This is a genomic window from Mycolicibacterium stellerae (genome assembly GCF_003719305.1).
Taxonomy (GTDB): domain Bacteria; phylum Actinomycetota; class Actinomycetes; order Mycobacteriales; family Mycobacteriaceae; genus Mycobacterium; species Mycobacterium stellerae.
Genome location: NZ_RARC01000039.1, coordinates 15,125 through 41,334 on the forward strand (window position 1 = coordinate 15,125; position 26,210 = coordinate 41,334).

General features: G+C 67.7%; 25 protein-coding genes. 17 read left to right on the forward strand and 8 right to left on the reverse strand.

What is annotated here, in order from left to right; all coding sequences use genetic code 11:
• Positions 1-72 precede the first annotated feature (72 nt).
• Positions 73-468 (forward strand): hypothetical protein, encoded by a 396-nt coding sequence (locus tag D6M19_RS30435; RefSeq protein WP_123029065.1) that lies wholly within the window; start codon positions 73-75, stop codon positions 466-468.
• Positions 469-472: 4 nt separating this feature from the next.
• Here the strand turns inward: D6M19_RS30435 and D6M19_RS30440 are convergent, their stop codons facing one another.
• The 4 genes from D6M19_RS30440 to D6M19_RS30455 form a co-directional block, all read right to left on the reverse strand.
• The gene (locus D6M19_RS30440) at positions 473-1,165 is read right to left on the reverse strand and encodes a hypothetical protein (protein ID WP_123029023.1); all 693 of its coding nucleotides are present in this window, start codon (positions 1,163-1,165) and stop codon (positions 473-475) included.
• 7 nt (positions 1,166-1,172) lie between these two features.
• Entirely contained in the window at positions 1,173-2,318 is a 1,146-nt protein-coding gene (locus D6M19_RS30445; protein ID WP_123029024.1) for a serine hydrolase domain-containing protein, read from the reverse strand.
• Positions 2,319-2,352: 34 nt separating this feature from the next.
• Positions 2,353-2,874 carry a 2-oxo-4-hydroxy-4-carboxy-5-ureidoimidazoline decarboxylase gene (locus D6M19_RS30450; protein WP_206428679.1) on the reverse strand — a complete coding sequence of 174 codons (522 nt, stop codon included), beginning with the start codon at positions 2,872-2,874 and terminating at the stop codon, positions 2,353-2,355.
• A 77-nt stretch (positions 2,875-2,951) separates the two neighbouring features.
• A complete protein-coding gene (locus D6M19_RS30455; RefSeq protein ID WP_123029025.1) occupies positions 2,952-3,440 on the reverse strand; it encodes an inorganic diphosphatase in 489 nt (162 codons plus the stop codon).
• A 142-nt stretch (positions 3,441-3,582) separates the two neighbouring features.
• Here D6M19_RS30455 and dacB point away from each other — a divergent pair, with 142 nt between their 5' ends.
• From dacB to D6M19_RS30480, 5 genes are all read left to right on the forward strand, one after another.
• Positions 3,583-4,962 (forward strand): D-alanyl-D-alanine carboxypeptidase/D-alanyl-D-alanine endopeptidase, encoded by a 1,380-nt coding sequence (dacB, locus tag D6M19_RS30460; RefSeq protein WP_123029026.1) that lies wholly within the window; start codon positions 3,583-3,585, stop codon positions 4,960-4,962.
• On the forward strand, positions 4,959-6,014 hold the full coding sequence (locus D6M19_RS30465; protein ID WP_123029067.1) for an Rv3626c family coenzyme F420 biosynthesis-associated protein: 1,056 nt from the start codon (positions 4,959-4,961) through the stop codon (positions 6,012-6,014). The genes dacB and D6M19_RS30465 overlap by 4 nt, the downstream gene beginning before the upstream one ends.
• Complete coding sequence (gene tilS, locus D6M19_RS30470; RefSeq protein WP_123029027.1) at positions 5,993-6,964, forward strand: tRNA lysidine(34) synthetase TilS; 972 nt, start codon at positions 5,993-5,995, stop codon at positions 6,962-6,964. The genes D6M19_RS30465 and tilS overlap by 22 nt, the downstream gene beginning before the upstream one ends.
• Positions 6,965-7,051: 87 nt before the next feature.
• Positions 7,052-7,591, forward strand: a complete 540-nt coding sequence (hpt, locus tag D6M19_RS30475; RefSeq protein WP_234835124.1) for a hypoxanthine phosphoribosyltransferase — start codon at positions 7,052-7,054, stop codon at positions 7,589-7,591.
• Positions 7,592-7,595: 4 nt separating this feature from the next.
• Complete coding sequence (locus D6M19_RS30480; protein WP_123029029.1) at positions 7,596-9,821, forward strand: molybdopterin-dependent oxidoreductase; 2,226 nt, start codon at positions 7,596-7,598, stop codon at positions 9,819-9,821.
• Here D6M19_RS30480 and D6M19_RS30485 read toward each other — a convergent pair.
• The 4 genes from D6M19_RS30485 to D6M19_RS30500 all read right to left on the reverse strand — a co-directional run bounded on the left by D6M19_RS30485 (position 9,818) and on the right by D6M19_RS30500 (position 16,125).
• Entirely contained in the window at positions 9,818-10,573 is a 756-nt protein-coding gene (locus D6M19_RS30485; protein ID WP_123029030.1) for an SIMPL domain-containing protein, read from the reverse strand. The genes D6M19_RS30480 and D6M19_RS30485 overlap by 4 nt on opposite strands.
• A gap of 26 nt (positions 10,574-10,599) precedes the next feature.
• Entirely contained in the window at positions 10,600-14,106 is a 3,507-nt protein-coding gene (car, locus tag D6M19_RS30490) for a carboxylic acid reductase (protein ID WP_123029031.1), read from the reverse strand.
• Between the two features lie 103 nt (positions 14,107-14,209).
• Entirely contained in the window at positions 14,210-15,229 is a 1,020-nt protein-coding gene (locus D6M19_RS30495) for a zinc-binding dehydrogenase (protein ID WP_123029032.1), read from the reverse strand.
• Positions 15,229-16,125, reverse strand: coding sequence for an alpha/beta fold hydrolase (locus D6M19_RS30500; RefSeq protein ID WP_206428681.1), 897 nt, complete (start codon positions 16,123-16,125; stop codon positions 15,229-15,231). Before D6M19_RS30500 ends, D6M19_RS30495 begins: the two co-directional genes overlap by 1 nt.
• A 148-nt stretch (positions 16,126-16,273) precedes the next feature.
• Between D6M19_RS30500 and ftsH the strand changes: the two genes are divergently transcribed.
• The 11 genes from ftsH (at position 16,274) to D6M19_RS30555 (ending at position 26,205) form a co-directional block, all read left to right on the forward strand.
• A complete protein-coding gene (gene ftsH, locus D6M19_RS30505; protein WP_123029033.1) occupies positions 16,274-18,625 on the forward strand; it encodes an ATP-dependent zinc metalloprotease FtsH in 2,352 nt (783 codons plus the stop codon).
• Positions 18,626-18,643: 18 nt separating this feature from the next.
• On the forward strand, positions 18,644-19,255 hold the full coding sequence (gene folE, locus D6M19_RS30510; RefSeq protein WP_123029034.1) for a GTP cyclohydrolase I FolE: 612 nt from the start codon (positions 18,644-18,646) through the stop codon (positions 19,253-19,255).
• A 20-nt stretch (positions 19,256-19,275) separates the two neighbouring features.
• Complete coding sequence (gene folP / locus D6M19_RS30515) at positions 19,276-20,085, forward strand: dihydropteroate synthase (protein WP_407665427.1); 810 nt, start codon at positions 19,276-19,278, stop codon at positions 20,083-20,085.
• Positions 20,078-20,461 carry a dihydroneopterin aldolase gene (gene folB / locus D6M19_RS30520; protein ID WP_123029036.1) on the forward strand — a complete coding sequence of 128 codons (384 nt, stop codon included), beginning with the start codon at positions 20,078-20,080 and terminating at the stop codon, positions 20,459-20,461. The genes folP and folB overlap by 8 nt, the downstream gene beginning before the upstream one ends.
• A 2-nt stretch (positions 20,462-20,463) precedes the next feature.
• Positions 20,464-20,967, forward strand: coding sequence for a 2-amino-4-hydroxy-6-hydroxymethyldihydropteridine diphosphokinase (folK, locus tag D6M19_RS30525; RefSeq protein WP_123029037.1), 504 nt, complete (start codon positions 20,464-20,466; stop codon positions 20,965-20,967).
• Positions 20,967-21,443: a DUF3180 domain-containing protein gene (locus D6M19_RS30530; protein ID WP_123029038.1), complete on the forward strand. Its 477-nt coding sequence runs from the start codon at positions 20,967-20,969 to the stop codon at positions 21,441-21,443. Before folK ends, D6M19_RS30530 begins: the two co-directional genes overlap by 1 nt.
• Positions 21,444-21,519: 76 nt before the next feature.
• Positions 21,520-23,019 (forward strand): DUF6779 domain-containing protein, encoded by a 1,500-nt coding sequence (locus D6M19_RS30535; protein ID WP_123029039.1) that lies wholly within the window; start codon positions 21,520-21,522, stop codon positions 23,017-23,019.
• 76 nt (positions 23,020-23,095) lie between these two features.
• Positions 23,096-24,046 (forward strand): Rossmann-like and DUF2520 domain-containing protein, encoded by a 951-nt coding sequence (locus tag D6M19_RS30540; protein WP_123029040.1) that lies wholly within the window; start codon positions 23,096-23,098, stop codon positions 24,044-24,046.
• A complete protein-coding gene (panC, locus tag D6M19_RS30545; RefSeq protein ID WP_123029041.1) occupies positions 24,043-24,978 on the forward strand; it encodes a pantoate--beta-alanine ligase in 936 nt (311 codons plus the stop codon). Before D6M19_RS30540 ends, panC begins: the two co-directional genes overlap by 4 nt.
• On the forward strand, positions 24,978-25,385 hold the full coding sequence (panD, locus tag D6M19_RS30550) for an aspartate 1-decarboxylase (protein WP_123029042.1): 408 nt from the start codon (positions 24,978-24,980) through the stop codon (positions 25,383-25,385). The genes panC and panD overlap by 1 nt, the downstream gene beginning before the upstream one ends.
• Before the next feature lie 4 nt (positions 25,386-25,389).
• Positions 25,390-26,205: a type III pantothenate kinase gene (locus tag D6M19_RS30555; protein WP_123029069.1), complete on the forward strand. Its 816-nt coding sequence runs from the start codon at positions 25,390-25,392 to the stop codon at positions 26,203-26,205.
• Positions 26,206-26,210: the final 5 nt, after the last annotated feature.

Here is a 26,210-nt window from a genome sequence, read left to right on the forward strand (position 1 = left end):
CTGAGCGCAACCGTTGTCGGCGGGCGATCGCGCTCCTAACGTGTCGGCGTGAGAAGCAGACGTGACCGGGGGCTGCGGCTCTTCGTGGCCGACGCGTCGGGTGACAACTGGAGCGAGCTGACGTCCGGTGACACCGCGGCGGTGCGGATGGCGGCCCCCGACCTGCAGCAGGCCCGACGCGCGCGCGGGCGCATCTCCGACGACGTCGCGGTGATCCTCGATATCACCGTTGCGGTCGCCGCCGACTTCCGCTCCGCGCACGCTGCGATGCCCCTGCTGGACGACGACACCCTGCACTACGCGGGCACCATCGACGGGCTGGCCAGCCTTGTCGCCGACATCTTCATCGCCGAGGTGGCCGACGGCGTCACCTTCATTCCGGCCTCGCCGGAGCAGGACATGCAGCGCGTGGCCGACGCGGCGCTGGACCGCATCGCCCGTCGTCTGCCGCGCTTGGGCGCGGCCTGACCGGTTACGCCTCGAGCTCTCCGGCGAGCTTGCGCTCGATGCTGGCCCTGGTGGCAGCAGGCAGCGCGAGGATCCCCTCGAGCTCGGCCCTGGCCCGGGTGTAGGCGTTCTGCCGCTCCTGGGGCGTCGCGCCGTCGTCCTCGGCCAGCCTGAGCAGGTTCTGGGCCCGCGCGATGCGCTGCTGGTCCTCGCTGGAGAACGTGCTGCGCCGCAGCCGGATCGCCTCGGCCTCTGCGACGTCGAATGAGGTCACGTAGTCGTGCACGGCGTCGCGGTACTCCAGCTGCGCCTCGCGGTCGCCGTCGAGATCGTTGGCATTGTCGGGGCGAAGCAGATCGGCTCGCCGCCGCGCCTTGTGGAATTCGATCGTCAGCGGGTTGCGCATGTCCGTCATCAACGGGAAGTCGAGAAGCTTGGCGACGTCGATCTCGTACTCGAGCCAGCGAGCGTCGGTCTCGCCGTGCTTCTTGATGACCCTCGTCAGCTCGCGCCGGTTCTTGATCTCGTTGGTCTGCGAACGACCGGCGGCTTCGGCGACGGCGATCTTGGTCTGCTGCTTGATCCGGTAACGCTCCAGCCTGCGTTCGGCGCGCCGCTCATTGGCTGCCGCGACCGCCCGCACCCCGCCGCCCACCATGCCTGCGAGCGGAAAGATCAGCCACCAGAAGTGGAAGAGATTCTCCACACGCCCCAGCATGCCACCGTCAGGGAAGCGCCTCGTAGATCAGACGGGCGTACCGCGCGGTGCGCTCGTTGCCGAGCGTGCCCGGCCGCATCTTGTTCATCACGTAGGTGACCGTGGTGTGCCGGTCGGGGTTCATCAGCACCATCGAACCGCCCCAGCCGCCCCAGAAGCAGACCCTCTCTTCGGGTGGCAGGAACGGGGTGACCTCCGGTGTCGAAAGCCCGTATCCGATGCCCATTTTGAGGGGAGCGGCCAACACCAGATCGGGTCCGTGCGATTGCACGTCGAAGATCCGCTCGATCGTCTGCGCCGACAACAACTGCACACCGTTTGCGCTGCCGCCCAAGGATATCGGAGACAGCATCCGCGCCAGCGAGCGCGCGTTGCCGTGGCCGTTGACCGCGCCGAGGTCGGCGTCGCGCCACGCGGTGGTGTGCGCGACGCCGGCTTCAGAAGGGGGATTGGTCAACGTCTTGCGCATCGGATTGTCTTCTGGCAGTCGATCGAAGGGGATCTCGAACGGCGGGGGAGGGGTGAGCTCGGCGATCCGTCCGTAGTCATCGGGCCGTGCGCCGAATTGGAAGTCCGCGTCGAGTGGGCGGGCGATGTCATCGCCGACGAAGTCCTTCAACGACTTACCTGCGACGCGGCGAACCAGCTCACCGATCAGAAAGCCGAAGTTGAGCGCCTGATAACCCGATGCGGTGCCCGGCTCCCACCACGGCGCCTGCGCGGCCAGCAGCGACGTGGCCTTCTCCCAGTCGAAGAGGTCATCGGTGGTCATCGGTTCCTGCCAGCCCGCGACGCCGGAGGTGTGCGACAGCAGATGGCGCACCCTGACGTCCTGCTTGCCGTTGGCGGCGAACTCGGGCCAGTAGGTGGCGACCGGCTCATCGAGGTCAAGCAGACCGCGATCGGCCAGCATCAGCGCGGCCAGACTCGTCACCGTCTTGGTGCACGACCAGACGTTGACGATGGTGTCCTCGGCCCACGGGACCGTCTTGGCCGCGTCGGCGTGCCCGCCCCAGATGTCGACGACGAGCTCGCCGTCGATGTCGACCGCGATCGCGGCGCCGATCTCGGCGCCGGTGCTCAGCTCGTCGGCCAGCGCATCGGTGACCTTGTCGAACCTGGCGTCAGCGTGTCCGTGTACGGCGGAAGTCATGAACTCAGAACTTACGCCGCCGCCCGGAAGGGGTTCACCAGTTGTCGTAGCCGCCCTCTGGCCCCAGCATTCGTTCCAGCCGGGTGCGGTTGATCCGGGCCAACTCGTTGCGGACGACTTTCCGCTCGGTCTCGACATCGTTGTGCATGCGGTCGGCGATCGCGGTCAGCACGTCCTTGGCGCTGTAGCCGTTGACGAACATGACGAAGCCGAAGCCGAAGTGGTCGAGGTACCTCTTCGACGCGGCCGCCAGCTCGTCCATCACCTCGGGGCGTTCGTCGCAGATCGCGCACTGTTCGGCCGCGGACTTCTCGCTGCCGGGCCTGCGGCCGACGTCGGGGTAGGCCTGCAGGATCGAGTCGATGGACTCCTCTGCGAGCCCGAACAGCGACCGGTCGGCCTGCCGGAACAGCGAATCGTGGTCCGCATACGGGCGTCCGCGGGCGAGCTCGGCGGCCAGCGGCACGCTGTAGCAACATTCATAGACCGCGTGCACGGCTCGACGCATCGGCATGTGGTTGAACACGTCCAACCCAACGCCCTGATGCATCAACACAGGTGTCATCATGCGAGCAGCAGGGCACGCGGACGTTACGCCGTGTTACAGCGAAGAAAACTCCTGGGCAACCCCGGTCAGTGACCCTGCGTCTTGAACCTCTCGATCGACCGGTTGACCTCGGCCTCGGCTTCCGCCCGACCCGCCCAGTCGGCGGCCTTCACATATTTGCCCGGTTCCAGGTCCTTGTAGTGGACGAAGAAGTGCTTGATCGCCTCCAGCTCGAACGTCGGCACGTCGCCCACGTCCTGGATGTGCTCCCACCGCCCGTCACCGGCAGGCACGCACAGCACCTTGTCGTCGCCGCCCGCCTCGTCGGTCATCTGGAACATCGCCACCGGCCGCGCCTCGACGATGCAGCCGGGAAACACCGACTCGGGCAGCAGCACGAGCGCATCGAGCGGGTCGCCGTCTTCGCCGAGGGTGTTCTCGATGAAGCCGTAGTCGGCCGGGTAGCCGAAGGCTGTGTAGAGGTAGCGGTCGAGCTTGACCCGGCCGGAGTCATGGTCGACCTCGTATTTGTTGCGCGAGCCCTTCGGAATCTCGATGACTACGTCGAACTCCACCGTCGCGCTCCTCCGTGCTTTGCCGTTAGGGACGACGTCACCCTAATAGAGGCGCCTACCGTTCTCGGCACCTGCCGCGGCTGACCTGGCACATCCCGGCAGCCGATACCCTTCCTTTGCAGGCCGGAGAGTCAGGAGAACGATGCGTCCCACCCAGTGGCGACGGTCCACCCATGTCGTGATCGGCGTGGCCGTGGTGCTCGTGGTTGCCGCGGTGGTGGTGGTCGCGGCGCTGCTGCGGGGTGGACAGGCCAGCGACGCCAGCGCGATCCCGGCTGCGCCCGCGCCCGCGACGGCCAACCCTGGGATCAAACCCGTGTCCGACTCCGCCGACAAGCCCGTCCCCGACAAGCTGGCCGCGACGCTGGCGCTGACGCTGGCCGATCCGAACCTCGGCGCGTTCACCGGCAGGATCACCGACGCCGCGACGGGCGAACAGTTGTGGACACAGGGCGCAGACGTGCCCATGCAGCCTGCCTCGGTGACCAAGGTGTTGACCACCGCCGCGGCACTGCACGCACTGGACCGCGACGCGCGGCTCACCACGAAGGTGTTGGCATCTAACCGGCGACCCGGCCTCGTCGTGCTCAAGGGCGGCGGCGACCCGACGCTGTCGGCCGCGCCCAAGGGCCAGGACACCTGGTACCGCGACGCGGCACGGGTCAGCGACCTGGCCGATCAGGTGATGCGCAGCGGCACCAAGGTGACCGCGGTGGCCGTCGACGTCAGCGCATTCAGCGGTCCGACGATGGCGCCCGGCTGGGATCCGCTCGACATCGACGGCGGCGACATCGCGCCGATGGAGGCGGTGATGCTCGACGGCGGCCGCACCCAGCCGGTCAGCGTTGACTCGACCCGATCGAAGACACCCGCGCTCGACGCGGGTCGCGCGCTGGCCGTCGCGCTGCGTGTCGACCCGGCCACCGTCACCGTGCTGCCATCGGGGTCCGACGGCGACGAGATCGCTTCGGTGCAGTCACCGCCGCTGATCGAGCGGCTGCGCGAGATGATGAACAACTCCGACAACGTGATGGCCGAATCGATCGGCCGGGAAGTCGCTGCCGCGCAAGGCAAGCCGCAAAGCTTCGAAGGTTCGGTTCGCGCGGTGCTCGGCGAGTTGGACTCCGCGGACATCGACACCAGCGGGTCGCGCCTGATGGATTGCAGCGGCCTGTCCGTCGACGACCGGCTCACCGCGGAGACGCTCGATGAGACCGTCAACGCCGCCGCGGGACCCGACCAGCCCAAGCTGCGGCCGCTAGTGGACCTGCTGCCCATCGCAGGCGGCAGCGGCACATTGTCGAACCGGTTCCTCGACACGGACGCCGGTCGCGCGTCGGCCGGCTGGCTGCGCGCCAAGACCGGATCGTTGACCGGCACCAACTCTCTTGTCGGCATCGTCACCGACGCCAGCGGTCGCGTGCTGAGCTTCGCGTTCATCTCCAACAACGCCGGTCCGTCGGGACGCACCGCCATCGATGCGTTCGCCGCGACCCTGAGGTCGTGCGGGTGCAGCACATGAGCGACTCCACCCCCAAGGTCACCGTCGGCCGCACCGTCGACTGGGGATTCGCCGCCACGGTGGGTGCCAAGCTGGCCAGGCCGGGCCCTGCGGCCACCGACTACACCCGCCGCCAGGTGATCGAGCAGCTGTCCAGCGCCGCGCTGCGCGCCGAGATGCCGGTGCGTGAAGTGACCGGGCTGAACGAAGGCGGCGAGGTGGCCGACGCCCGCATCGTCGATCGTGCCGAATGGATCGGGGCGGCCTCAAAATCGATGCGGGTGATGACGGGCGGCAGCGAGAACGACGACAGGCCGCACCCCATCACCGGTCGCATCACCGGTGCACAGACGGGTGCGGTGCTCGCCTTCATCTCGTCGGCCATCCTTGGCCAGTACGACCCGTTCGGGGACAACGGCGGCGAGCTGCTCCTGGTGTATCCCAACGTGATCGCGGTGGAGCGCCAGCTACGGGTGCCACCCGCCGACTTCCGGCTCTGGGTGTGCCTGCACGAGGTCACCCACCGAGTGCAGTTCCGCGCCAACCCATGGCTGTCCGAACACATGTCCGGTGCGCTCGCGGTGCTGACGCAGGAAACCGGTGAGGACGTCACCGAGGTGATCGGGCGGCTGGCCGGCTTCGTCCGCGACCGCCGCGAAGGTATTCCCGCCGAACCGAATTCGACCGGGGTGCTTGGAGTACTACGCGCCGTTCAGTCCGAGCCGCAACAGCAGGCGCTCGACAAGCTGCTGGTTCTCGGCACGCTGCTTGAGGGCCACGCCGACCATGTGATGGACGCGGTCGGGCCCGCCGTGGTGCCGTCGGTGGTGACCATTCGGCGCCGGTTCAACGAGCGGCGCAGCCGTAAGCAGCCCCCGCTGCAACGGCTGCTGCGAGCGCTCCTCGGTGTCGACGCGAAGATGGAGCAGTACACCCGCGGCAAGGCGTTCGTCGACCACGTCGTCGACCGGGTCGGGATGACCCGGTTCAACACCATCTGGTCGGGGCCCGAAACACTGCCGCTGCCAACCGAAATCGAAGAGCCGCAGCGATGGATCGACAGGGTGCTGTAGGCACGTTGCGCGCCGCGGTGTCGGCGTACGGCCGCGGTCACATCGCCGCGGACAACCGGTGGTGCGTCGCGTTATCGGGTGGGCCGGACTCACTGGCGCTGACGGCCGTCGCCGCCGATGTGAAGCCGACGACCGCGCTGATCGTCGACCACCGACTGCAGCAGGATTCTGCCCGCGTCGCGGCCACCGCCAAAGAGCAGGCCATGGCGTTGGGATGCGTTGATGCGCAGATCCTTTGCGTCGACGTCGGCACGACGGGCGGACCAGAGGCCGCCGCCAGAACGGCTCGCTACCGTGCGCTGGACGCGGCACGCGCAGGCGCCCCGGTGCTGCTCGGACACACGCTCGACGACCAGGCCGAGACCGTGCTGCTTGGCCTGGGCCGCGGATCGGGCGCCCGCTCGATCGCGGGGATGCGACCCTACGATCCCCCGTGGTGTCGCCCGCTGCTGGGTGTCCGGCGCGCCGTCACCCACCAGGCGTGTGACGAGCTGGGCATCCAGCCGTGGCACGACCCGCACAACTCCGATCGCCGCTACACCCGCACCCGGCTGCGCGCAGAGGTGCTGCCCCTGCTCGAGGATGTACTCGGCGGCGGCGTGGCCGAGGCACTTGCCCGCACCGCGACCGCGCTGCGCGAGGACACCGAGACGCTCGACGAGCTGGCGCAGTGCGCGCTGGCCGCCGCAGCCTCGGGCGACGGCCTCGATACGGCACAGCTGACGGTCCTTCCGGAGGCCGTCAGGCGCAGGGTGATCCGCGGCTGGCTGCTTGCCGGCGGCGCCAGCGATCTGACCGACAAACAGATTCGCGGCGTCGACACGCTGGTCACCGATTGGCGCGGCCAAGGCGGGGTGGCGGTCGGCTCCCCGCTGCGTAGCGAACGGCTGTTCGCCGGGCGCCGCAACGGCAAGCTGACCATGTACCGCGAACCCGTCCATCGCGGTTAGGACGAGCTCACGTTGGTCGGGGGCGGTCACACATGGCACTCTGTGGACGTGCCATCAGAGGAGCTGTACCCGGGCGACATCAAGTCGATGTTGCTCTCCGAGGATCAGATCCAGACACGGGTCGCCGAGTTGGGTGCGCAGTTGGGCGCCGAATACCGCGACACCATCGCCGCCAACGGCCAGGACCTGCTGCTGGTCACGGTGCTCAAGGGCGCCGTCTTCTTCGTCACCGACCTGGCCCGCGCGATTCCGGTGCCGACGCAGCTGGAGTTCATGGCGGTCAGCTCCTACGGCTCGTCGACGTCGTCGTCGGGGGTGGTGCGAATCCTCAAGGACCTCGACCGCGACATCAACGATCGCGACGTGCTGATCGTCGAGGACATCGTCGACTCGGGCCTGACGCTGTCGTGGCTGCTGCGTAACCTCGCGACCCGGCATCCGCGGTCCCTGCGGGTGTGCACGCTGATGCGCAAGCCCGACGCGGTGCGCGACGACGTCGACATCACCTACGTCGGCTTCGACATCCCCAACGAGTTCGTCGTCGGCTACGGGCTGGACTACGCCGAGCGCTACCGCGACCTGCCCTACATCGGCACGCTCGACCCGAAGGTGTACGAGGAGTACTAGCGACATGACCGCGACAGCGCTGCGCATCTGCCCGTTCTGCGAGGCCACCTGTGGCCTGACGCTGACGATCGAGGACGGCCGGGTGACCGGGGCGCGCGGCGACCGCGAGGACATCTTCAGTGCCGGGTTCATCTGCCCGAAGGGGGCGAGCTTCGCCGAACTCGACAACGATCCCGACCGGCTGTCCCGGCCGATGGTGCGGCGCGACGGCGTGCTGACCGAGGCGACGTGGGATGAGGCGTTCGCCGTCGTCGCGGACCGGCTTGGTCAGGTCATCGGGGAGCACGGCGGGGCGTCCGTCGGCGTTTATCTGGGCAACCCCAACGCTCACACGGTCGCGGGCAGCCTGTACCCGCCGCTGATCATTCGCGGGCTCGGCACCCGACAGGCGTTCTCCGCCAGCACCCTGGACCAGATGCCCAAACACGTTGCGCTGGGCCATATGTTCGGCAGCCCGATCGCGTTCACGGTGCCCGACCTGGACCGCACCGACTATCTGGTGGTCATCGGCGCGAATCCCCTTGTGTCCAACGGAAGTCTGGCCACCGCAGCCGATTTTCCCGGCAAGCTGCGGGCCCTGCGCAAGCGCGGCGGCAGGCTGACCGTGATAGATCCGGCCCGCACCCGCACCGCCGAATTGGCCGACCGGCACATCGCTCCTCGGCCAGGGACCGACGGTGCCCTCCTGTTCGCTGTTGTACATGTGCTGTTCGAAGAGGGCCTTGTCGCAACGGATCTCGGCGGCATCGCAGAGTATGTCAACGGCCTCGACGACATCCGTAGCCTGGCGGGCGGGTTCTCCCCGGAGGACGTCAGTGACCACTGCGGTGTGCCCGCCGACGACATCCGGGCGCTCGCCCGCGAGCTGGCCGCCGCACCGACGGCTGCCGTGTATGGCCGAATCGGCACTTCGACAGTCGAATTCGGCACGCTCGGCAGCTGGTTGGTCGACGTCATCAACATCCTGACCGGAAACCTCGACAGACCCGGCGGGGTCATGTTCCCGCTTGGACCCGCGGTGCCTGCACCACGCCCGCCGAAAGCGGGACGGGGCTTCAAGACCGGCCGCTGGCACAGCCGAGTGTCGGGTTATCCCGAGGCACTGTCCGAAATACCCGCTGCCGCACTGGCCGAGGAGATCGACACCCCCGGCGAAGGGCAGATCAAGGCGATGATCACCATCGCGGGGAACCCCGTTCTTTCCGCACCCGACGGGGACCGGCTCGACAAGGCGCTCGACGGCGTCAAGTTCATGATCTCTATCGACCCCTACCTCAACGAGACCACGCGGCACGCGGACGTGATCCTGCCGCCGCCGCCGCCGTCGCAGAGTCCCCATTTCGATTTCGCGCTGAACAACCTCGCAATACACAACAACGTTCGCTATTCGCCGCCTGCGCTACCGCTCGACGGCCGGCCCGACGAGGCGGAGATCCTTTCGCGCATCGCGTTGATCATCTACGGCATCGGCGTCGACGGTGACCCTTCGCTGGTCGACGACCAGGTCATCGCGACGACGTTGGCCAAGGAGACCGCCGACGCCAACTCGCCGGTGGCGGCCCGCCCGGTCGACGAGCTGACCGCGATGCTGGTGGCAGGCCCCGGCTACGAACGCCGCCTCGACATGATGCTCCGGCTCGGACCGTACGGCGATGCCTTCGGCGCACGGCCCGACGGCCTCACCCTCGAACGGCTCAAAGCCGCACCGCACGGCATCGACCTCGGCCCGCTGCAGCCTCGGCTGCCGGAAATACTCCGAACACCCAGCGGCCGAATCGAACTCGCACCCGAGCCGCTGATCGCCGATGCGACGCGGCTTCGCGAGTCGCTCGGAAGAGACGCCGACAGGTTCGTTCTGATCGGCCGACGCCACCTGCGGTCCAACAACAGCTGGATGCACAACGTGCCCGCGCTGGCCGGCGGCACCAACCGATGCACGCTGCAGATGCATCCAGACGACATCGCCGAACTCGGATTGGCCGACACCGCGAAGGTCAAGGGCCCAGGCGGCGAGGTGCTGGCGCCGATCGAACCGATGCCGGGGATCCGGCGTGGAGTGGTCTCGCTGCCGCACGGATGGGGCCACGACCGAGCAGGCATGCGGCTGGGTGTCGCGTCGGCCGCGCCCGGCGTCAACGTCAACCAGCTCAACGACGGAAATATGCTCGACCCGATGTCCGGCACGGCGGTGCTCAACGGCATCCCCGTCGACATCGCCCCAGCGGACTAGGTCAGTTCCCAGATCACCGTCACCGAGAAGGTGACGCTCTGCTGGCCCGGCTCCAGCGGCACGGCCTCCATCGCCGCTCGAGGCATCGGCGTCGGCGGCGGGATCGGCGGCGTCGTACCCGCCGACTCGGATATCGAAATGACCTTGCCCAGAGTCAGTCCGGCCAACAGGGCGTACTGCTCGGCGCGGTCCTTTGCGTCGTCGAAGGCGCGCGTGCGGGCATCCTTGACGAGCTGGGAATCGTCCTCGATCGAGTAGCTGACCGAGTTGATGCGGGTGGCGTCGCCGCCCGTGGTGCCGATCAGACCCAACGTCTGCGACGCGGAGTCCAGCCTGCGGATCTTCACGTTGATCGAGTTGTTCGCCTGATACGCGATGATCGTCGGGGTGTCGCCGCCGCCGAACTGCGGCTGCAGGGTGACGTTCGTCGTGCTGATGTCCGCCTTGTCGATGCCCGAGCCGACCAGCGCGTCGATGACGGCCTGCTGACGGGCGCTGGCCTGATTCATCGCCGCGGTGGCGTCCGGCGTGGTGAACTCGACCGAGGCGTTCACCGTCAACGTGTCGGGCCTGCCCTGCACCTCGCCCGTACCGACGACGGTGACCTGACGGGTGTCGGCGTCGGCCGTGGGAATTATCGACGGCCCCGACTTCGACTGTGCGTCGCACCCCGAGAGGCCGGCGACGGCGATCACTGTCGCGGCGAGGACGATCAATCGGGTCGCAAGTTTCGCTCTCGCTGCGATCGGCATGCCTGGCAGCCTAGAACACCGTTGCGTCAGACCAAGCCAAGGCGTTCCAGGTCGGTCGCGTACTTGGCGATCAGTGACTGCGTGATGTGGGGGATGTCCCCGTCGGCGCCCACCCCGGCCGCACGCACGGCGGCGTGGAATCCGTCAGCCGGTGCGATGGCGCCGAGGACCGGCCGCTCCGGCTTGCGGTACGCGTCCAGCAGCGGCAGCACACTGTGTCGCCGCTTGGCCTCGGGCAGCGCGGTCAACGCCGTTTCGAACCGGTGGAACCAGTCGTCGTGGTCGTCGATGCGGGCGATCGGATGGCCGGCTTCGATGAGCCAGTCGACGTACGTGTCCAGCGAGACGCCGTCGTCATACGGGTTCATCACATCGAACGAGCGGTAACCGTCCGTCGTCTTCGCGGCCAGCGCGACGATCGACTCCGCCACGAAGTCGACCGGCAGGCCGTCGTAATGGGCCCGCTGCGGCCGCCCGCCGGCGTCGCGCTCGTAGAACGAGCCCGGTGCGATGCCGGTCACCAGAACGCTCTGCAAAAGCCGCGTGAAGGCGTCCGGCACATTGAGCTGTCCGGCGTATCTCGTGTGGGCGAGGATCATGTCGGAGCGGAACACCGCGACCGGAAGGCCGCACAGGTCATGCGCCTCCCGCAAGAGCACCTCGCCCGCCCACTTGCTGTTCGCGTACCCGTTCGCATACGAGCTGTCCACGGGGCGCACCGGGCTGACCTCGCGGATGTCGCCGTCCTCGACGAAGTCGCTGGCCGCGACCGACATCGCGACCGCAACGGTCGACAGATACGTGACCGGCTTGATCTGCGCGGTGATCGCCAGCCGGATCACCTCGGCCGTGCCCACCACGTTGGGGCCGAACTCTTCGCTGTAGGGCAGCACGTGGTTGACAAGTGCCGCCGGATGAACAATTTGATCGACGTTGTGTGCCAGGCGATCCCACGTCGCAACGTCCAGGCCTAGTTTCGGCTCGCCGATATCGCCCGCGATGACCTCGAGGTGATCGGCGGCCAGGCGACGGTACCGCTCGAGAAGATCCGGGTCGCCGCTGTCAAAGGCGGCATCGAGCCGTGCGCGGGCGGCTGCCTCGTCGTGCCCACGCACGACGGTGATCACGGTGCCGCCGGTCTGCGCGGCCCGCTCGAGCAGCTCGAGTGCAAGGAAGCGTCCCAGCCAGCCGTTGGCGCCTGTCAGCAGAACGGTTCTGGGTTCGCCGGTCACGTAGGCGGTGGTCGGGGCTGCCGCCAGCGTCTCCGCGTCGATGAACTTGTCCAGCGTGAGTTCGTCCGCGCGCACCGACGTGGCTCCCCGCCCGTGCACGCTCGCGAATGTCGGTCGCTTCGAGCCGAATTCGCGTTCGGCCTCGATGTAGTCGGCGAGCTGTCGAAGGTTACTGGTCGGACCGACGATGACGCTGACGGGTACGTCGACTTCGAGGATGTCCCGCAGCAGGTTGGCGAACGTCAGTGCCGATAGCGAGTCGCCACCGAGGTCGGTGAAGTGGTCCTCTGGTTGGACCTCGACGTCACTGGACCCCAGTACCGTCTGGGCGGCCCGCACGACGCTGTCGATCACCGGGCAGTTCCCCGCGTTCTCGCGTAGTGCACGTAACTCGTCGACACGGGCCGCGGCCAGCTCGCCGTAGAGCTGCTCGAGCCGCTCACCGTAATGGTCTTTGAGCCTGGGGCGCAGAATCTTTCCCACGCCGGACAGCAGCCCGTTGGCGGCGGAGAACGGTTGGGTCTCGATCAGGAAGTCGGCAGGCACCTCATAGGACTGCAGCTCTGCGGCGCGCGCCGTCTCCCGCAGCGAGTCGGTCAGTGCCGCCTTGAGTGCGCCGGTGTCCGCTGCGAACCGCTCCAGCGCTTCGGGCGTCGGCACGATCACGGCGAGCAGGTTCGCCCGCTCGCTGTTGCCGTAGACGAAGATCTGACGCACCAGTGGAGCGCCTGCGAAGATCGCTTCCAGATTCGCGACGGCGACGAACTCGCCCTGGGACAGCTTGAGCACGTTCTTGCTTCGGTCGACATAGGCGAGGTGGTCCGGTGCGATCTCGGCCATCACATCGCCGGTCCGGTAGTACCCGTCGGGGTCGAACACCTCGGCCGTGACGTCGGGCCGCTTGTAGTACCCGGGCATCATCGTCTGTGTCTTGACGAGCAATTCACCTCGCGGATAAGGCTTGTCGGTGCGGAAGTAGCCGAGTTCGGGGACGTCGACGAGCTTGTAGTCGATGACCGGCGGGCGCATCACCACGCCGTCTCTGGTGAGCGCGCCGACTTCGGTCGTGCCGTAACCATCGGCGATGTGCACGTCGACGACGGTGTCGATGAACGTTTTCATCTCAGCGGCCAGTGGCGCGGTTGACACGAAGCCTCCGATGACCCGTCCGCCGAGAACAGTTTCCCGCATCTCGACGGCGGCGGCAGCTTCGGCGTCATGGTCGGCGAGGCCTTGCGCTGCGATGCGGTCGACTGCGCTGCGGTACCGCTGGAAGAGCATGTCGACCACCCGCGGCACAAGCGGCAGGTCGGTCGGACGCACGAGCGCCCAATCCTCGAACAACGTCGACAGATCGGACTCGGGGACGAAATAGCTGGTTCCGCCAGCCAGAAATGCGGTCAGGATGGGCAGCCGGCCGCCAATGTGGTTAAGCGGCATGAAGTTGACGTTCAGCACCGCTCCGCCGCTGCGCTCGGTGAAGTTCGAGGTCCACAGCTTGCCGACGGTGCGCTCGGTCAGCATGGCGCCCTTCGGAGCGCCAGTGCTGCCCGACGTGTACATGATGATCGAGAGTCGGTCGTCGCTCTGGCCAGTGTCGGCGGGCGTTCTGGGAAGCCGACGCCCGCGCTCGATCACATCGGCCAGCATGTCCACGACGACAGGTTTGTCCGCATCCCGTAGCCGGGTCCGGGCCCGCTCGATGATCTCCCGATGGTCGTCGACGGCTGGGTCGAAGTCGAATACCAGCAGGTGCCGCAGCGATGTGCTGTCCAGCGCCGATTCGACGGCCAGCTCCAGATACCGGACTCCGGCCGCGAGCACCGTGGGCTCGGTCTCGACGATGATCGGCCGAAGCTGGGAGACCGGCGCGTTGTGCTGAAGGGGCACCGACACCAGGCCGAGGTACGCGCACGCCATATCGATGGAGAAGTAGTCGGGGCTCGCGAAGCCGATAGTGGCGACGAAGTCGCCCGGGTAAACCGGGGCGGCGGGATCGTTGTGCAACGCGGTCGCGATCGCGCTGACCCGGTCCCACACCTCGCGATAGCTCACCGTTTCGAAACGCGGCAGCAGGCGTGTGGTGGTTCGGCCGGTCGTGTCGTCGGTCACCAGCTCCCGCGCGCGCTGGCCGAGGGCGGGGCGGTCGGCATAACCGTCGAAGAGGGTCTGGAGTATTTCTGCCAGCCGAAGATCGGGCCTGCTTGCCGCTTCGATGACTTCTGGTAGCGGCCGGGCATCTCGAAACTGCGGGTCGTCGGCGTAGAGGTCGGCGATTCTCGTTGTCTGGTCGGTCATCATCTAGCCTTTCGCATGCAGGTCTAAATGACGGAACGCGGCGCCCCGCTACTGGATTCCGTTGCACGCCTGTGAGGCCGGGTACACAGCGGAATTCCAGGAAGGCTCAGGGAGTTACCAGGATTTTGCAGTGCGCGTCGGGGTTGGCGAGGTCGTCGAATGCGGCGCCGACACCGTCGAGTCCGACCTCGCCGGTGACCATCGGTGCGACGTCGATTTCGCCGTCGGCGATCGCCCGCAGAGACTCGGAGAACTCTTCTGCGGTGTAGGTGCTGACGAACTGCACGTTGATTTCTTTGGCGATGCCGAACAGCGGCAGGATCGGGTCGGATTCCATGCAGACCCCCGCGACCACCAACCGCGTGCCCATCGGCGCCCGCCGCAACACGTCGTTCACGATTCCAGGCACGCCGACGGCTTCGAAGACCACCGCTGGTTTGGCCGCGTCGAACGGCGACCCTTGTGCGGGATCCACGACCTGGTGTGCGCCCATAGTCTTCGCCAGTTCGCGCCGCTTCTCCGAATAGTCAGCAGCCACAATGTGTTCCACGCCCCGATGGCGCAGCGCGGCGACGATCGCGAGGCCGATGGGGCCGGACCCGATCACCAGGGCCACGTCGCCAGGCTGGATCGACGACTTGTTCACCGCGTGCAGGCCGACCGCCATCGGCTCGGTGAGCGACGCAAGACGCGGGTCGAGGCTGTTGGGGATCTTCAACAGCAGCGGCGCCGAAAGCAGCATCCGTTCCGCATATCCGCCGATCGTGGTGTTGCTGGACAGAATCGGCTCGAAACCCTTCGGGGACAACAGGACTGGAAGCGATGTCACCACTGTTCCGGGAGGTGGCGCATCGGTGTCGGGTCCCGCTTCGAGCACCTCCGCGCTGAACTCGTGGCCCATGAACACGTCCTCGGCCAGGTCGACAGGAAGCCCGCCCTCGAACGGCATACCCTTCATCTCGCGGGTCAGCCTGACCATCTGGTCGCCGTGGCTGGCGAAGTGCAGATCCGAGCCGCAGATTCCGCATGCCTTCACGCCGACGAGCACCTGGCCGGTCTGGGGCGCCGGCTCGGCGACGTCATCGCGCAGCACCATCCGACCGGCGCGCAGCACCGCGGCGCGCACTACTGCTCCTCGCAATCGCGTATGAACCCCAGCAGGATTCGGTTGACCTCGTCGGGGCGCTCCTGCTGCACCCAATGCCCGGCGCCCTCGACCCATTGTTCGGTGTACGGCCCCGCAGCAACCTCGCGTGCGTGTGCGGGGTTCATCGTCGGGCCGATCGGGTCGGCAGTGCCGCCGACGAACAGCGCGGGCACGGCGATCTGCGCGCAGGCGAGTTGTGGCGTCGACTCCCAGTTGCGGTCGTAGTTGCGATACCAGTTCAGCCCACCGGTGAATCCGGTCCTGCTGAACTCGCTCACGTAGTAGTCGAACTCGTCGGCACTGATCCAGTCGGGCAGAGGCGCGTCCCCGGCGCCCAGCCCGGCGAACATTCCGCGCATGGTCGTGGCGACGTCGGCAGCCATCTCGGCGTCGGCGAGGCCGGGCTCCTGGAAGCGCAACATATAGAAGTCGTCGCCGAACTTCTGCCGCCAGCGTTCGGTGGGCCGCGACCTGGCCCGGGGGATGGGCGGCACGGACAGGCCCGCGACGGCACGGACCCGCTGCGGATGCAGCAGCGCGGCCTGCCACACCACCAACGCGCCCCAGTCGTGGCCGACGAATATCGCCTGCTCGGCACCGACGTCGGCCAGCAGTCCGACGAGGTCGCCGGTCAGTGCGTGGATGTCGTAGTCCTCGACGGCGTCGGGCCTGCTTGAGCCTCCGTAGCCGCGCTGGTCGGGCGCGAGCACGTGGTAGCCGGCGTCGGCCAGCACTGGGATCTGGTGCCGCCAGGAGTAGGCCAGTTCGGGGAAGCCGTGGGCCAGCACGATCACCGGGGCTCCGCGTTCGCCCGCCTCGATCACCCGCAGTCGCACGCCGTTGGTCTCGACGAACCGCTCGGTGGAGGTGAGCACGAATTCAGCCAAGCACAGGCCGGGGCGCCGCGGAAGCGCGCCGGGCGTCGGAGCACCGTCGGGAACCGCCGCGCGTTGGTCTAGCGGTAGCCTTGACATTTCCAGCTGCACGTATTGGAAGGACGTGGCCCTGCAGGGCCGATGCTCAATGAACCGGAAAAATGTAATCCGCACGCTCACCGTCATCGCGGTGGTGTTGTTGCTGGGCTGGTCGTTCTTCTACTTCAGTGACAACACTCGCGGATACAAACCCGTCGACACCTCGGTGGCGATGGCCCAGATCAACAGCGACAACGTCAAGAGCGCCCAGATCGACGACCGCGAGCAGCAGGTGCGCCTCGACCTGAAGAGCGGCAACGGCGACACAGAAGACAGCGACAAGATCATCACCAAATACCCGACTGGTTTCGGGGTAGACCTGTTCAACGCGCTGAGCGCCAAGAACGCCAAGGTCAACACGGTGGTGAACCAGGGCAGCATCCTCGGGTCGCTGCTGATCTATCTCCTGCCGCTGCTTCTGCTCGTCGGCCTGTTCGTGATGTTCTCCCGCATGCAGAGCGGCGGCCGAATGGGCTTCGGGTTCGGCAAGTCGCGGGCCAAGCAGCTGTCCAAGGACATGCCGAAGACCACGTTCGCCGATGTGGCGGGCGTCGACGAGGCGGTCGAAGAGCTCTACGAGATCAAGGACTTCCTGCAGAACCCGACGCGCTACCAGGCGCTCGGCGCCAAGATCCCCAAGGGCGTGCTGCTCTACGGCCCGCCCGGCACCGGCAAGACACTGCTGGCCCGAGCCGTCGCAGGCGAGGCAGGCGTGCCGTTCTTCACGATTTCGGGCTCCGACTTCGTCGAGATGTTCGTCGGCGTCGGCGCGTCCCGCGTCCGTGACCTCTTCGAGCAGGCCAAGCAGAACAGCCCATGCATCATCTTCGTCGACGAGATCGACGCGGTCGGCCGCCAGCGTGGCGCCGGGCTCGGCGGCGGGCACGACGAACGCGAGCAGACGCTCAACCAGCTGCTCGTGGAGATGGACGGATTCGGCGAGCGCCAGGGCGTCATCCTGATCGCGGCCACCAACCGGCCCGACATTCTCGACCCCGCGCTGCTGCGGCCCGGCCGCTTCGACCGACAGATCCCGGTGTCCAATCCTGATCTGGCCGGCCGGCGCGCGGTGTTCAAGGTGCACTCGCAGGGCAAGCCGATCGCACCCGACGCCGACCTCGACGGGCTGGCCAAGCGCACCGTCGGCATGTCCGGCGCCGACCTGGCCAACGTGATCAACGAAGCTGCGCTGCTGACCGCCCGCGAGAACGGCACCGTCATCAGCGGCGCCGCGCTCGAGGAGGCCGTCGACCGCGTCGTCGGCGGTCCGCGGAGGAAGAGCCGCATCATCAGCGAGCACGAGAAGAAGATCACCGCCTACCACGAAGGTGGGCACACGCTCGCCGCGTGGGCGATGCCCGACATCGACCCGATCTACAAGGTGACCATCTTGGCGCGCGGTCGCACCGGCGGGCACGCGATGTCGGTGCCCGAGGACGACAAGGGCCTGATGACCCGCTCGGAGATGATCGCGCGGCTGGTGTTCGCGATGGGCGGACGCGCCGCAGAGGAGTTGGTGTTCCGCGAGCCGACCACCGGCGCCGTGTCGGACATCGAGCAGGCCACCAAGATCGCCCGCGCGATGGTCACCGAGTACGGCATGAGCAGCAAGCTGGGTGCGGTCCGGTACGGCACCGAGCACGGCGACCCGTTCCTTGGCCGCACGATGGGTACGCAGGCGGACTACAGCCACGAGGTCGCGCAGATCATCGACGACGAGGTGCGCAAGCTCATCGAGGCCGCACACACCGAGGCATGGGAGATCCTCACCGAGTACCGCGACGTGCTCGACACGTTGGCCGGCGAACTGCTCGAGAAGGAGACGCTGCACCGCGCCGAACTGCAGGCGATCTTCGGTGACGTGAAGAAGCGCCCGCGGCTGACCATGTTCGACGACTTCGGCGGACGCATCCCGTCCGACAAGCCGCCGATCAAGACCCCGGGCGAACTCGCGATCGAACGAGGCGAACCGTGGCCGAAGCCGGTACCCGAGCCCGCGTTCAAGGCCGCGATCGCCAAGGCGTCGGCCGCCGCCGCCGAAGCATCCCAGGCCAACGGCTCCAATGGCGCCGGCAGCAACGGAAGTCCGAACGGCCCAACGCAGCCCGACTACGGCGCACCCGCCGGATGGCACGCGCCAGGCTGGCCGCCGCAGCCTCCGCCGCCGGGCCAGTACCCGCCGCAAGGTCAGTGGTATCAGCCGCCCCCGCCACCGCCGAGTGGCTGGCAGCCGCCCAATGTCGCCGCCGGTGCGGCTCCGCCGCACTATCCGCCCTATCAGCACTATCCCTATCCCGGCCCACACCAACCGCCGCACGGCGGCCCGACCGGAGCGCCCCCGCCCGACAACGAGGACGCGGGCCAGGAATCCAACCGGCCTAACCCGCCGGCCAATGGCTGATACTCAACGGAGGCTCCGATGACGCGGCCGCACAACAACTCTGCGATGACCTTCTCCACCCGGGAGTTCGACCAACCGCGCGCCGAGGCGGCGATCCGCGAACTGCTCATCGCCGTCGGCGAAGACCCCGATCGGCACGGTTTGGAGGAGACTCCGGCCCGTGTTGCCCGCGCCTACCGGGAGATGTTCGCCGGGCTGTACACCGATCCGGATACGGTGCTGAACACCACGTTCGACGAGCAGCATGACGAATTGGTGTTGGTGAAGCAGATCCCGCTCTACTCCACCTGCGAACACCACCTGGTGGCATTCCACGGGGTGGCCCACGTCGGCTACATCCCGGGTGTGGATGGCCGGGTGACGGGGCTGTCGAAGATCGCCCGCCTTGTCGACCTGTACGCGAAACGACCGCAGGTGCAGGAACGGCTCACCGCGCAGATCGCGGATGCGTTGATGCGCAAGCTGGATCCGCGCGGCGCCATCGTCGTCATCGAGGCCGAGCACCTCTGCATGTCGATGCGCGGCGTGCGCAAGCCAGGGGCCACGACAACGACCTCTGCCGTGCGCGGACAGTTCAAGTGCGATGCGGCATCCCGGTCCGAGGCGCTGGATCTCATCTTGCGGACGTGAGCTCTACACAAGTGCGGGTCATGGGAGTCGTCAACGTCACCGACGACTCCTTTTCCGACGGGGGGCTGTTCCTCGACCGTGACCGCGCTGTCGAACATGGAATGGCGCTTGCGGCCGACGGCGCGGCGATCATCGATGTCGGCGGTGAGTCGACGCGCCCCGGCGCTGCCCGCATCGACGCCAGGGTGGAGTCTGCCCGCGTGCTACCGGTGATCAAAGAGCTTGCAGGCCTTGGACTTACCGTCAGCATCGACACGATGCACGCGGATGTCGCTGCTGCGGCACTCGAGAACGGGGCGCAGATCGTCAACGACGTATCCGGTGGGCGCGCCGACGCGAACATGGCCGGCGTGGTGGCCGACGCCGGGGTGCCCTGGGTGCTTATGCACTGGCGCTCGGTCAGCGCGCAGCGGCCGCACGAGGTGCCGCCATACGACGATGTGGTGGCAGAGGTTCGCGCCGAACTGCTCGGGGCCGCCGACGCCGCGGTGAAGGCGGGTGTGGATCCGGCCAATCTGATCATCGATCCAGGCCTCGGGTTCGCCAAGACCGGCGAGCACAATTGGGCGCTGCTGCGTGCGCTGCCACAATTCGTCGACACCGGCATTCCGGTGCTCGTCGGGGCGTCGAGAAAGCGCTTCCTCGGGGCCCTTCTTGCGGACGTCGACGGCGAACCTCGCCCGCCGGACGGCCGCGAGATCGCTACCGCCGTGCTCTCCGCGATCGCCGCCCAACAGGGTGTGTGGGGGGTGCGGGTACACGATGTGCGGGCATCGGTGGACGCGTTGAAGGTCATCGAGGCGTGGACGAATCCGGGGTGCGATGGCTGACCGAATCGAATTGCGCGGCTTGATCGTTCGCGGCAACCACGGCGTGTTCGCAGAAGAGCGTCGGGACGGTCAGGACTTCGTCGTCGACATCACGGTGTTGGTCGATCTGACGAAGGCTGCGGCCACCGACGACCTCGCCGACACGCTCGACTACGGCGCCCTCGCCCAGCGGGCCGCCGACATCGTGGGGGGGCCGGCGCGCAACCTGATCGAGACGGTGGCCGGCGAGATCGCCGATGATGTGATGGCCGACGAGCGCGTGCACGCCGTCGAGGTGGTGGTGCACAAGCCCGCCGCCCCCATCCCGCTGAACTTCGCCGACGTCGCCGTCGTCGCCCGACGGTCCCGTCACGGAGGCCGTGGAGGTACGAGTTGAGGGTGGTGCTGTCCATCGGGTCGAATCTCGGAGACCGACTGGCCCGGTTGCAGTCGGTCGTCGACGGGCTCGGACCGGCTCTGCGTGCGGTGTCTGCGGTCTACGAGACAGCCGCGTGGGGCGGCGTCGAGCAGGGCCCGTTCCTCAACGCCGTGCTGATCGCCGACGACCCGCAACGCGACGCCCACGGCTGGCTGCGTCGCGCGCACGACTTCGAAAGCGCAGCCGACCGGGTTCGCGATCAGCGTTGGGGTCCGCGGACCCTCGACGTCGATCTCGTCACGTGTCATGACGGTGAAGCCGAGGTGATCCTCCGCGACGAGGACCTCACGCTGCCACACCCATATGCACACCAGCGGGCCTTCGTCCTGGTTCCGTGGCTGGACGTCGACCCGGACGCCGAACTGACCGTGGCAGGCGAGCACCGACCCGTCGGAAACCTGGTTGCCCGGCTCGACCCCGCCGAACGCGACGGGGTGCGTCTGACCGGCCTGGTGCTCGCCTGATGGGCCCGACCCGCAACCGTGATCTGACGGCCGCGACGGTGATCGCAGCCGTCATCGGATTTGTGCTGGTGACCGTGCTCTATCGATGGTTTCCGCCGATCACGGTGTGGACCGGCCTTTCGTTGTTGGCGGTTGCCATCGCCGAGGGTGGCTGGGCGTTCTACGTGCGGTCGAAGATCAACAACGGTCAGATCGGCGACGGGCCGGGCTGGCTGCATCCGCTGGCCGTCGCCCGCTCGGTGATGATCGCCAAGGCGTCGGCGTGGGTCGGCGCGCTGGTGCTGGGGTGGTGGGTCGGGGTGCTTGTCTACCTTTTGCCGCGGCGGGGCACGCTGCGGATCGCCGGCGAGGACACTGCAGGAGCAGTCGTTGCGGCGGTGAGTGCGCTCTCCCTGTTGGTCGCCGCGCTATGGCTACAGCATTGCTGCAAGTCGCCCCAGGAGCCACCGGAGAACGGCGAAGGCGCCGCGGAGTAGCTGGACAACGATAGCGGACCGCGAATCGCCGCAAGGCACGACACGCGCAGTGACCTGTGACGGGTACAGTCGGCCCATGACCGTCTCGACCCGTGGTGCCCGGTCGCGGCGCAGCGGTCGCAGGCCGGGTTGGCTGCTGTTAACGGTGTTGCTGGTACTCGCAATTGTGGCGAGTTCGGCACTGGTGTTCACCAGCCGTGTGGAATTGCTGAAGCTGGCGGTGATCCTCGCGTTGTGGGCCGCGGTGGTGGCCGCGTTCGTGTCGGTCATCTATCGGCGCCAGAGCGACATCGACGCGGCCAAGGCTCGCGACCTCAAGCTGGTTTACGACCTGCAGCTGGATCGTGAGATCTCCGCGCGCCGCGAATACGAGCTGACGGTCGAGACCGAGCTGCGCCGCGAGCTCTCGACCGAGATACGCGCACAAGCCGCCGATGAGGTGGCCGCGCTGCGCGCCGAGCTCGCCGCGCTGCGGGCCAATCTCGAATACCTGTTCGACGCCGACCTGAGTCACCGGCCGGCGATCGAGACCGAACAGGGGGCCGCCCGTCCCGGCCGGATCACCAGCAGCAGGATCGACACCGACGAGGGGCCGAATCTTCGGACCGAAGAGAACCCGATCATCGACGTCTCCGCCGAACCCGATGCGCCAGAACATGAGTGGTCGTCGACGGCGGTGTTCGGCGGCGCCCATCGCAGGGCTGCGGAAGCCGAGCCGACCGCGGAGGAGCGGCTGGCCTGGGCGGCCGAGCAGCGGGCAGCAGAACACCGCGCCGCCGAGGAACGCGCGGCCGCCGAGCAACGCGCAGTGGCCGAACAACGGGCAGCCGAGCAGCGCGCCGCTGCCGAGCAGCGGGCCGCAGAGATGAGGGCGGCCGAAGAGCGGGCGGCTGAGCAACGCGCGGCTGAAGAGCGGCGGGCAGCCGAGCAGCGAGCGGCTGAGCAGCGCGCGGCCGCCGAGCGTCGTGCGGCGGAGCAACGTGCTGCAGAAATACGGGCTGCCGCCGAGCAGCGCGCCGCAGAGCAGCGGGCGGCAGAGCAGCGGGCGGCAGAGCAGCGGGCGGCAGAGCAGCGCGCCGCAGAAGAACTCGCCATCGCCGAGCAGCGCGCGGCCGCACAGCGCGCCGCCGACGAGGAAGCCGCCAGGCAGGCCGCGGCGGCCCACTGGCAGCCCGCGCCTGCCGATGGCGAGTGGCTGCCACCTGGCACTCCCGGCAGCAACTGGTCGCCGTCGTCGGAGGAGAACGGGTCCGAAGGCGAATACGTCGGAAGGCGACGCGCCGCCGAGCCTGCGATGTCGACGCCGCCGGCAGACGCGCACCGTGGACGCCATTCCGCGCCTGCCGACGCCACCGATCCCGGGCGACCGGCACCACCGCCGCCCACGCTGGCGGCACCTCCTGCTGCTCCACCGCCCGCGCCGCCCCAACCCGCTGCGTCAGCGGACGACGCCGCACCGCGTCACCGCAGTCTCGATGAGGCGGAGTCGACCGGTGGCCACTCCGTCGCCGAGTTGTTGGCGCGACTGGAAGTCGGCTCGTCGGGCGGCGGCCGTCGTCGCCGGCGTGAGGAGTGAGTTAGTCTCTTTGCGACCGTCCGGTACCCGCAACGCAGGACTGGAACGAAACACAGATCTCGCGAGGCCCTCTGCAATGGAGCAGTCCCCTACGCACGAGTGGGGTCCCCACGACGGACCTATGCGTCCAGCCCGGCTCTCGGTCGGAATCATCTCCGCGGGCAGGGTCGGCACCGCGCTCGGCGTGGCTCTGGAGCGGGCCGACCACGTGGTGGTGGCGTGCAGCGCGATATCGCACGCCTCCCTGCAACGGGCGGAGCGCCGGCTGCCCGACACTGCGGTTCTACCCGTGCACGAGGTCGCCGGCCGGGCGGAGCTGCTGTTGATCGCCGTCCCCGATTCCGAACTGGCTTCCGTGGTGTCCGGCCTGGCCGCCACACATGCGGTGCGACCCGGAACGATCGTCGTGCACACCTCGGGCGCCAACGGCATCGCGGTGCTGAGCCCGCTGACCGAACAGGACTGCATCCCGTTGGCCATACACCCGGCGATGACGTTCACCGGCGCCGACGAGGACATCTCCCGATTGCCCGACACCTGCTTCGGCATCACCGCCGCCGATGACGTCGGCTACGCCGTTGCGCAATCGCTGGTGCTCGAGATCGGCGGCGAACCGTTCAGGGTCCGCGAGGACGCCCGGCCGCTGTATCACGCGGCGCTCGCGCACGCCAGCAATCACGTGGTGACCGTGGTGCTCGACGCCGTCGAGGCGCTGCGGGCCGCCCTATGGGGACAGGAGCTACTCGGTCAGGAGCTCGTCGGCGACGGCCCAGGCGGCATCGCAGAGCGAGTGGTCGGTCCGCTGGCGCGGGCAGCACTGGAGAACGCACTGCAGAGGGGCCAGGCCGCGTTGACCGGACCGGTCGCACGCGGTGATGCAGACGCGGTCGCCAACCATCTGCGTGCCTTGGCGGAAGTGGATCCCGAACTGGCGCAGGCATATCGGTCGAACTCATTACGTACCGCGCAGCGTGCACACGCTCCCGACGACGTATTCGCCGTGCTAGATGAGACGGGGTCGGCGTGACTGTTCGAAAGCCACCGAAATTCGCCGCAGGCGAGCTCAACGTCTACCGCTCGCCCCGCCAGGTAGCCGACGTGACGCGCGCGCTTCGCCAAACCGGACGACGCGTCATGCTCGTGCCGACCATGGGCGCCCTGCACGACGGGCACATGACCCTCGTGCGGGCCGCCGCGCGGGTGCCAGGCTCGGTCGTCGTGGTGTCGATATTCGTCAATCCGCTGCAGTTCGGCGCGAACGAAGATCTCGACAAGTATCCGAAGACGCTCGACGACGACCTTGCCAAGCTGCGCGCAGAGGGGGTCGAGATCGCATTCACCCCGACCGCGGCACAGATGTATCCTTACGGACCGCGTACCTCGGTACAGCCCGGCCCGCTGGGTGCTGACCTGGAAGGCGCCTCGCGGCCAACACATTTCGCGGGTGTGCTGACCGTAGTCCTCAAACTTCTCCAGATCGTGGGACCGGACAGGGCGTTCTTCGGGGAGAAGGACTATCAGCAGCTCGTGCTGATTCGTCAGATGGTCGACGACCTGAACGTCGACACCGTGATCGTCGGCGTGCCGATTGTGCGCGAACCCGATGGACTGGCGATGTCGTCGCGCAACCGGTACCTCAGCGACGTCGAACGTGAGCAGGCCGGCGCATTGTCGGCCGCCCTGCTGGCCGGAATGTATGCGGCAGGAGAGGGAACTGCGGCCGCTTTGGATGCCGCCCGAGCCGTTCTCGACGAAGTCCCGGCCATCGATGTCGACTACCTGCAGGTGCGCGATCCCATGCTGGGGCCCGCCCCTGCCGAAGGGGCTGGCCGCATACTCGTGGCCGCTCGGCTGGGCAGGACCAGATTACTGGACAACATCGCCATCGACATCGGAACGCCGTCTGGCCCCGGGCCGAATGTCGAGTACGACGAGCACGAATTGCCTTGGAGGAATTGATGTTACGAACAATGCTCAGATCCAAGATCCATCGCGCCAGGGTGACGCAGGCCGACCTGCACTACGTCGGATCGGTGACGATCGACGCTGACTTGATGGACGCCGCGGACCTGCTCGAGGGTGAACAGGTCACCATTGTCGACATCGACAACGGTGCCCGCCTTGTCACGTATGCCATCACCGGGGAGCGCGGCAGCGGCGTGATCGGAATCAACGGTGCGGCAGCGCATCTGGTGCATCCTGGAGATCTCGTCATCCTGATCGCCTACGGGACGATGGAGGATGCCGAGGCCCGCAGGTATCAGCCGCGGATCGTGTTCGTCGACGCCGACAACAGGCCCGTCGACCTCGGTCATGATCCCGCCCACGTCCCAGCGGACGCGGCCGATCTGCTATCTCCGCGGTGAGCTCGTGCTGTTAGCAATCGACGTCCGCAATACCCACACGGTCGTCGGCCTGATTTCGGGATCGGGCGATCACGGCAAGGTGGTGCATCAGTGGCGGATCCGCACCGAAGCCGAGGTGACGTCTGACGAGCTGGCCTTGACCATCGACGGCTTGATCGGCGACGACTCCGAACGCCTCACCGGCGCGGTCGGGCTGTCGACCGTTCCTTCGGTGCTGCACGAGGTGCGCGAAATGCTGGACCAGTACTGGCCGTCGGTGCCTCACGTTCTGATCGAGCCGGGCGTGCGGACGGGCATACCACTGCTGGTCGACAACCCGAAGGAAGTCGGGGCCGACCGGATCGTCAACTGCCTCGCGGCATTCCACAAGTACAAGACGGCCGCGATCGTCGTCGACTTCGGGTCGTCGATCTGTGTCGACGTCGTGTCGGCCAAGGGTGAGTTCCTCGGCGGCGCGATCGCACCTGGCGTGCAGGTGTCATCCGATGCAGCGGCCGCGCGGTCGGCGGCCTTGCGCCGTGTCGAGCTGACCCGACCACGGTCGGTCGTCGGCAAGAACACCGTGGAATGCATGCAGGCAGGCGCGGTGTTCGGCTTCGCAGGCCTTGTCGACGGGCTGGTGTCGCGGATCCGGGACGACATCGACGGATTCGGCGGCAACGACGTCGCGGTGGTCGCGACCGGACACACGGCCCCTCTGCTGCTTCCGAACCTGCATACCGTGCGGGACTACGACCGCCATTTGACCCTCGATGGTCTGCGGCTGGTGTTCGAACGCAACCGTGACAGCGACCGCGGCAGGCTCAAACAGGCGCGCTAACCTCG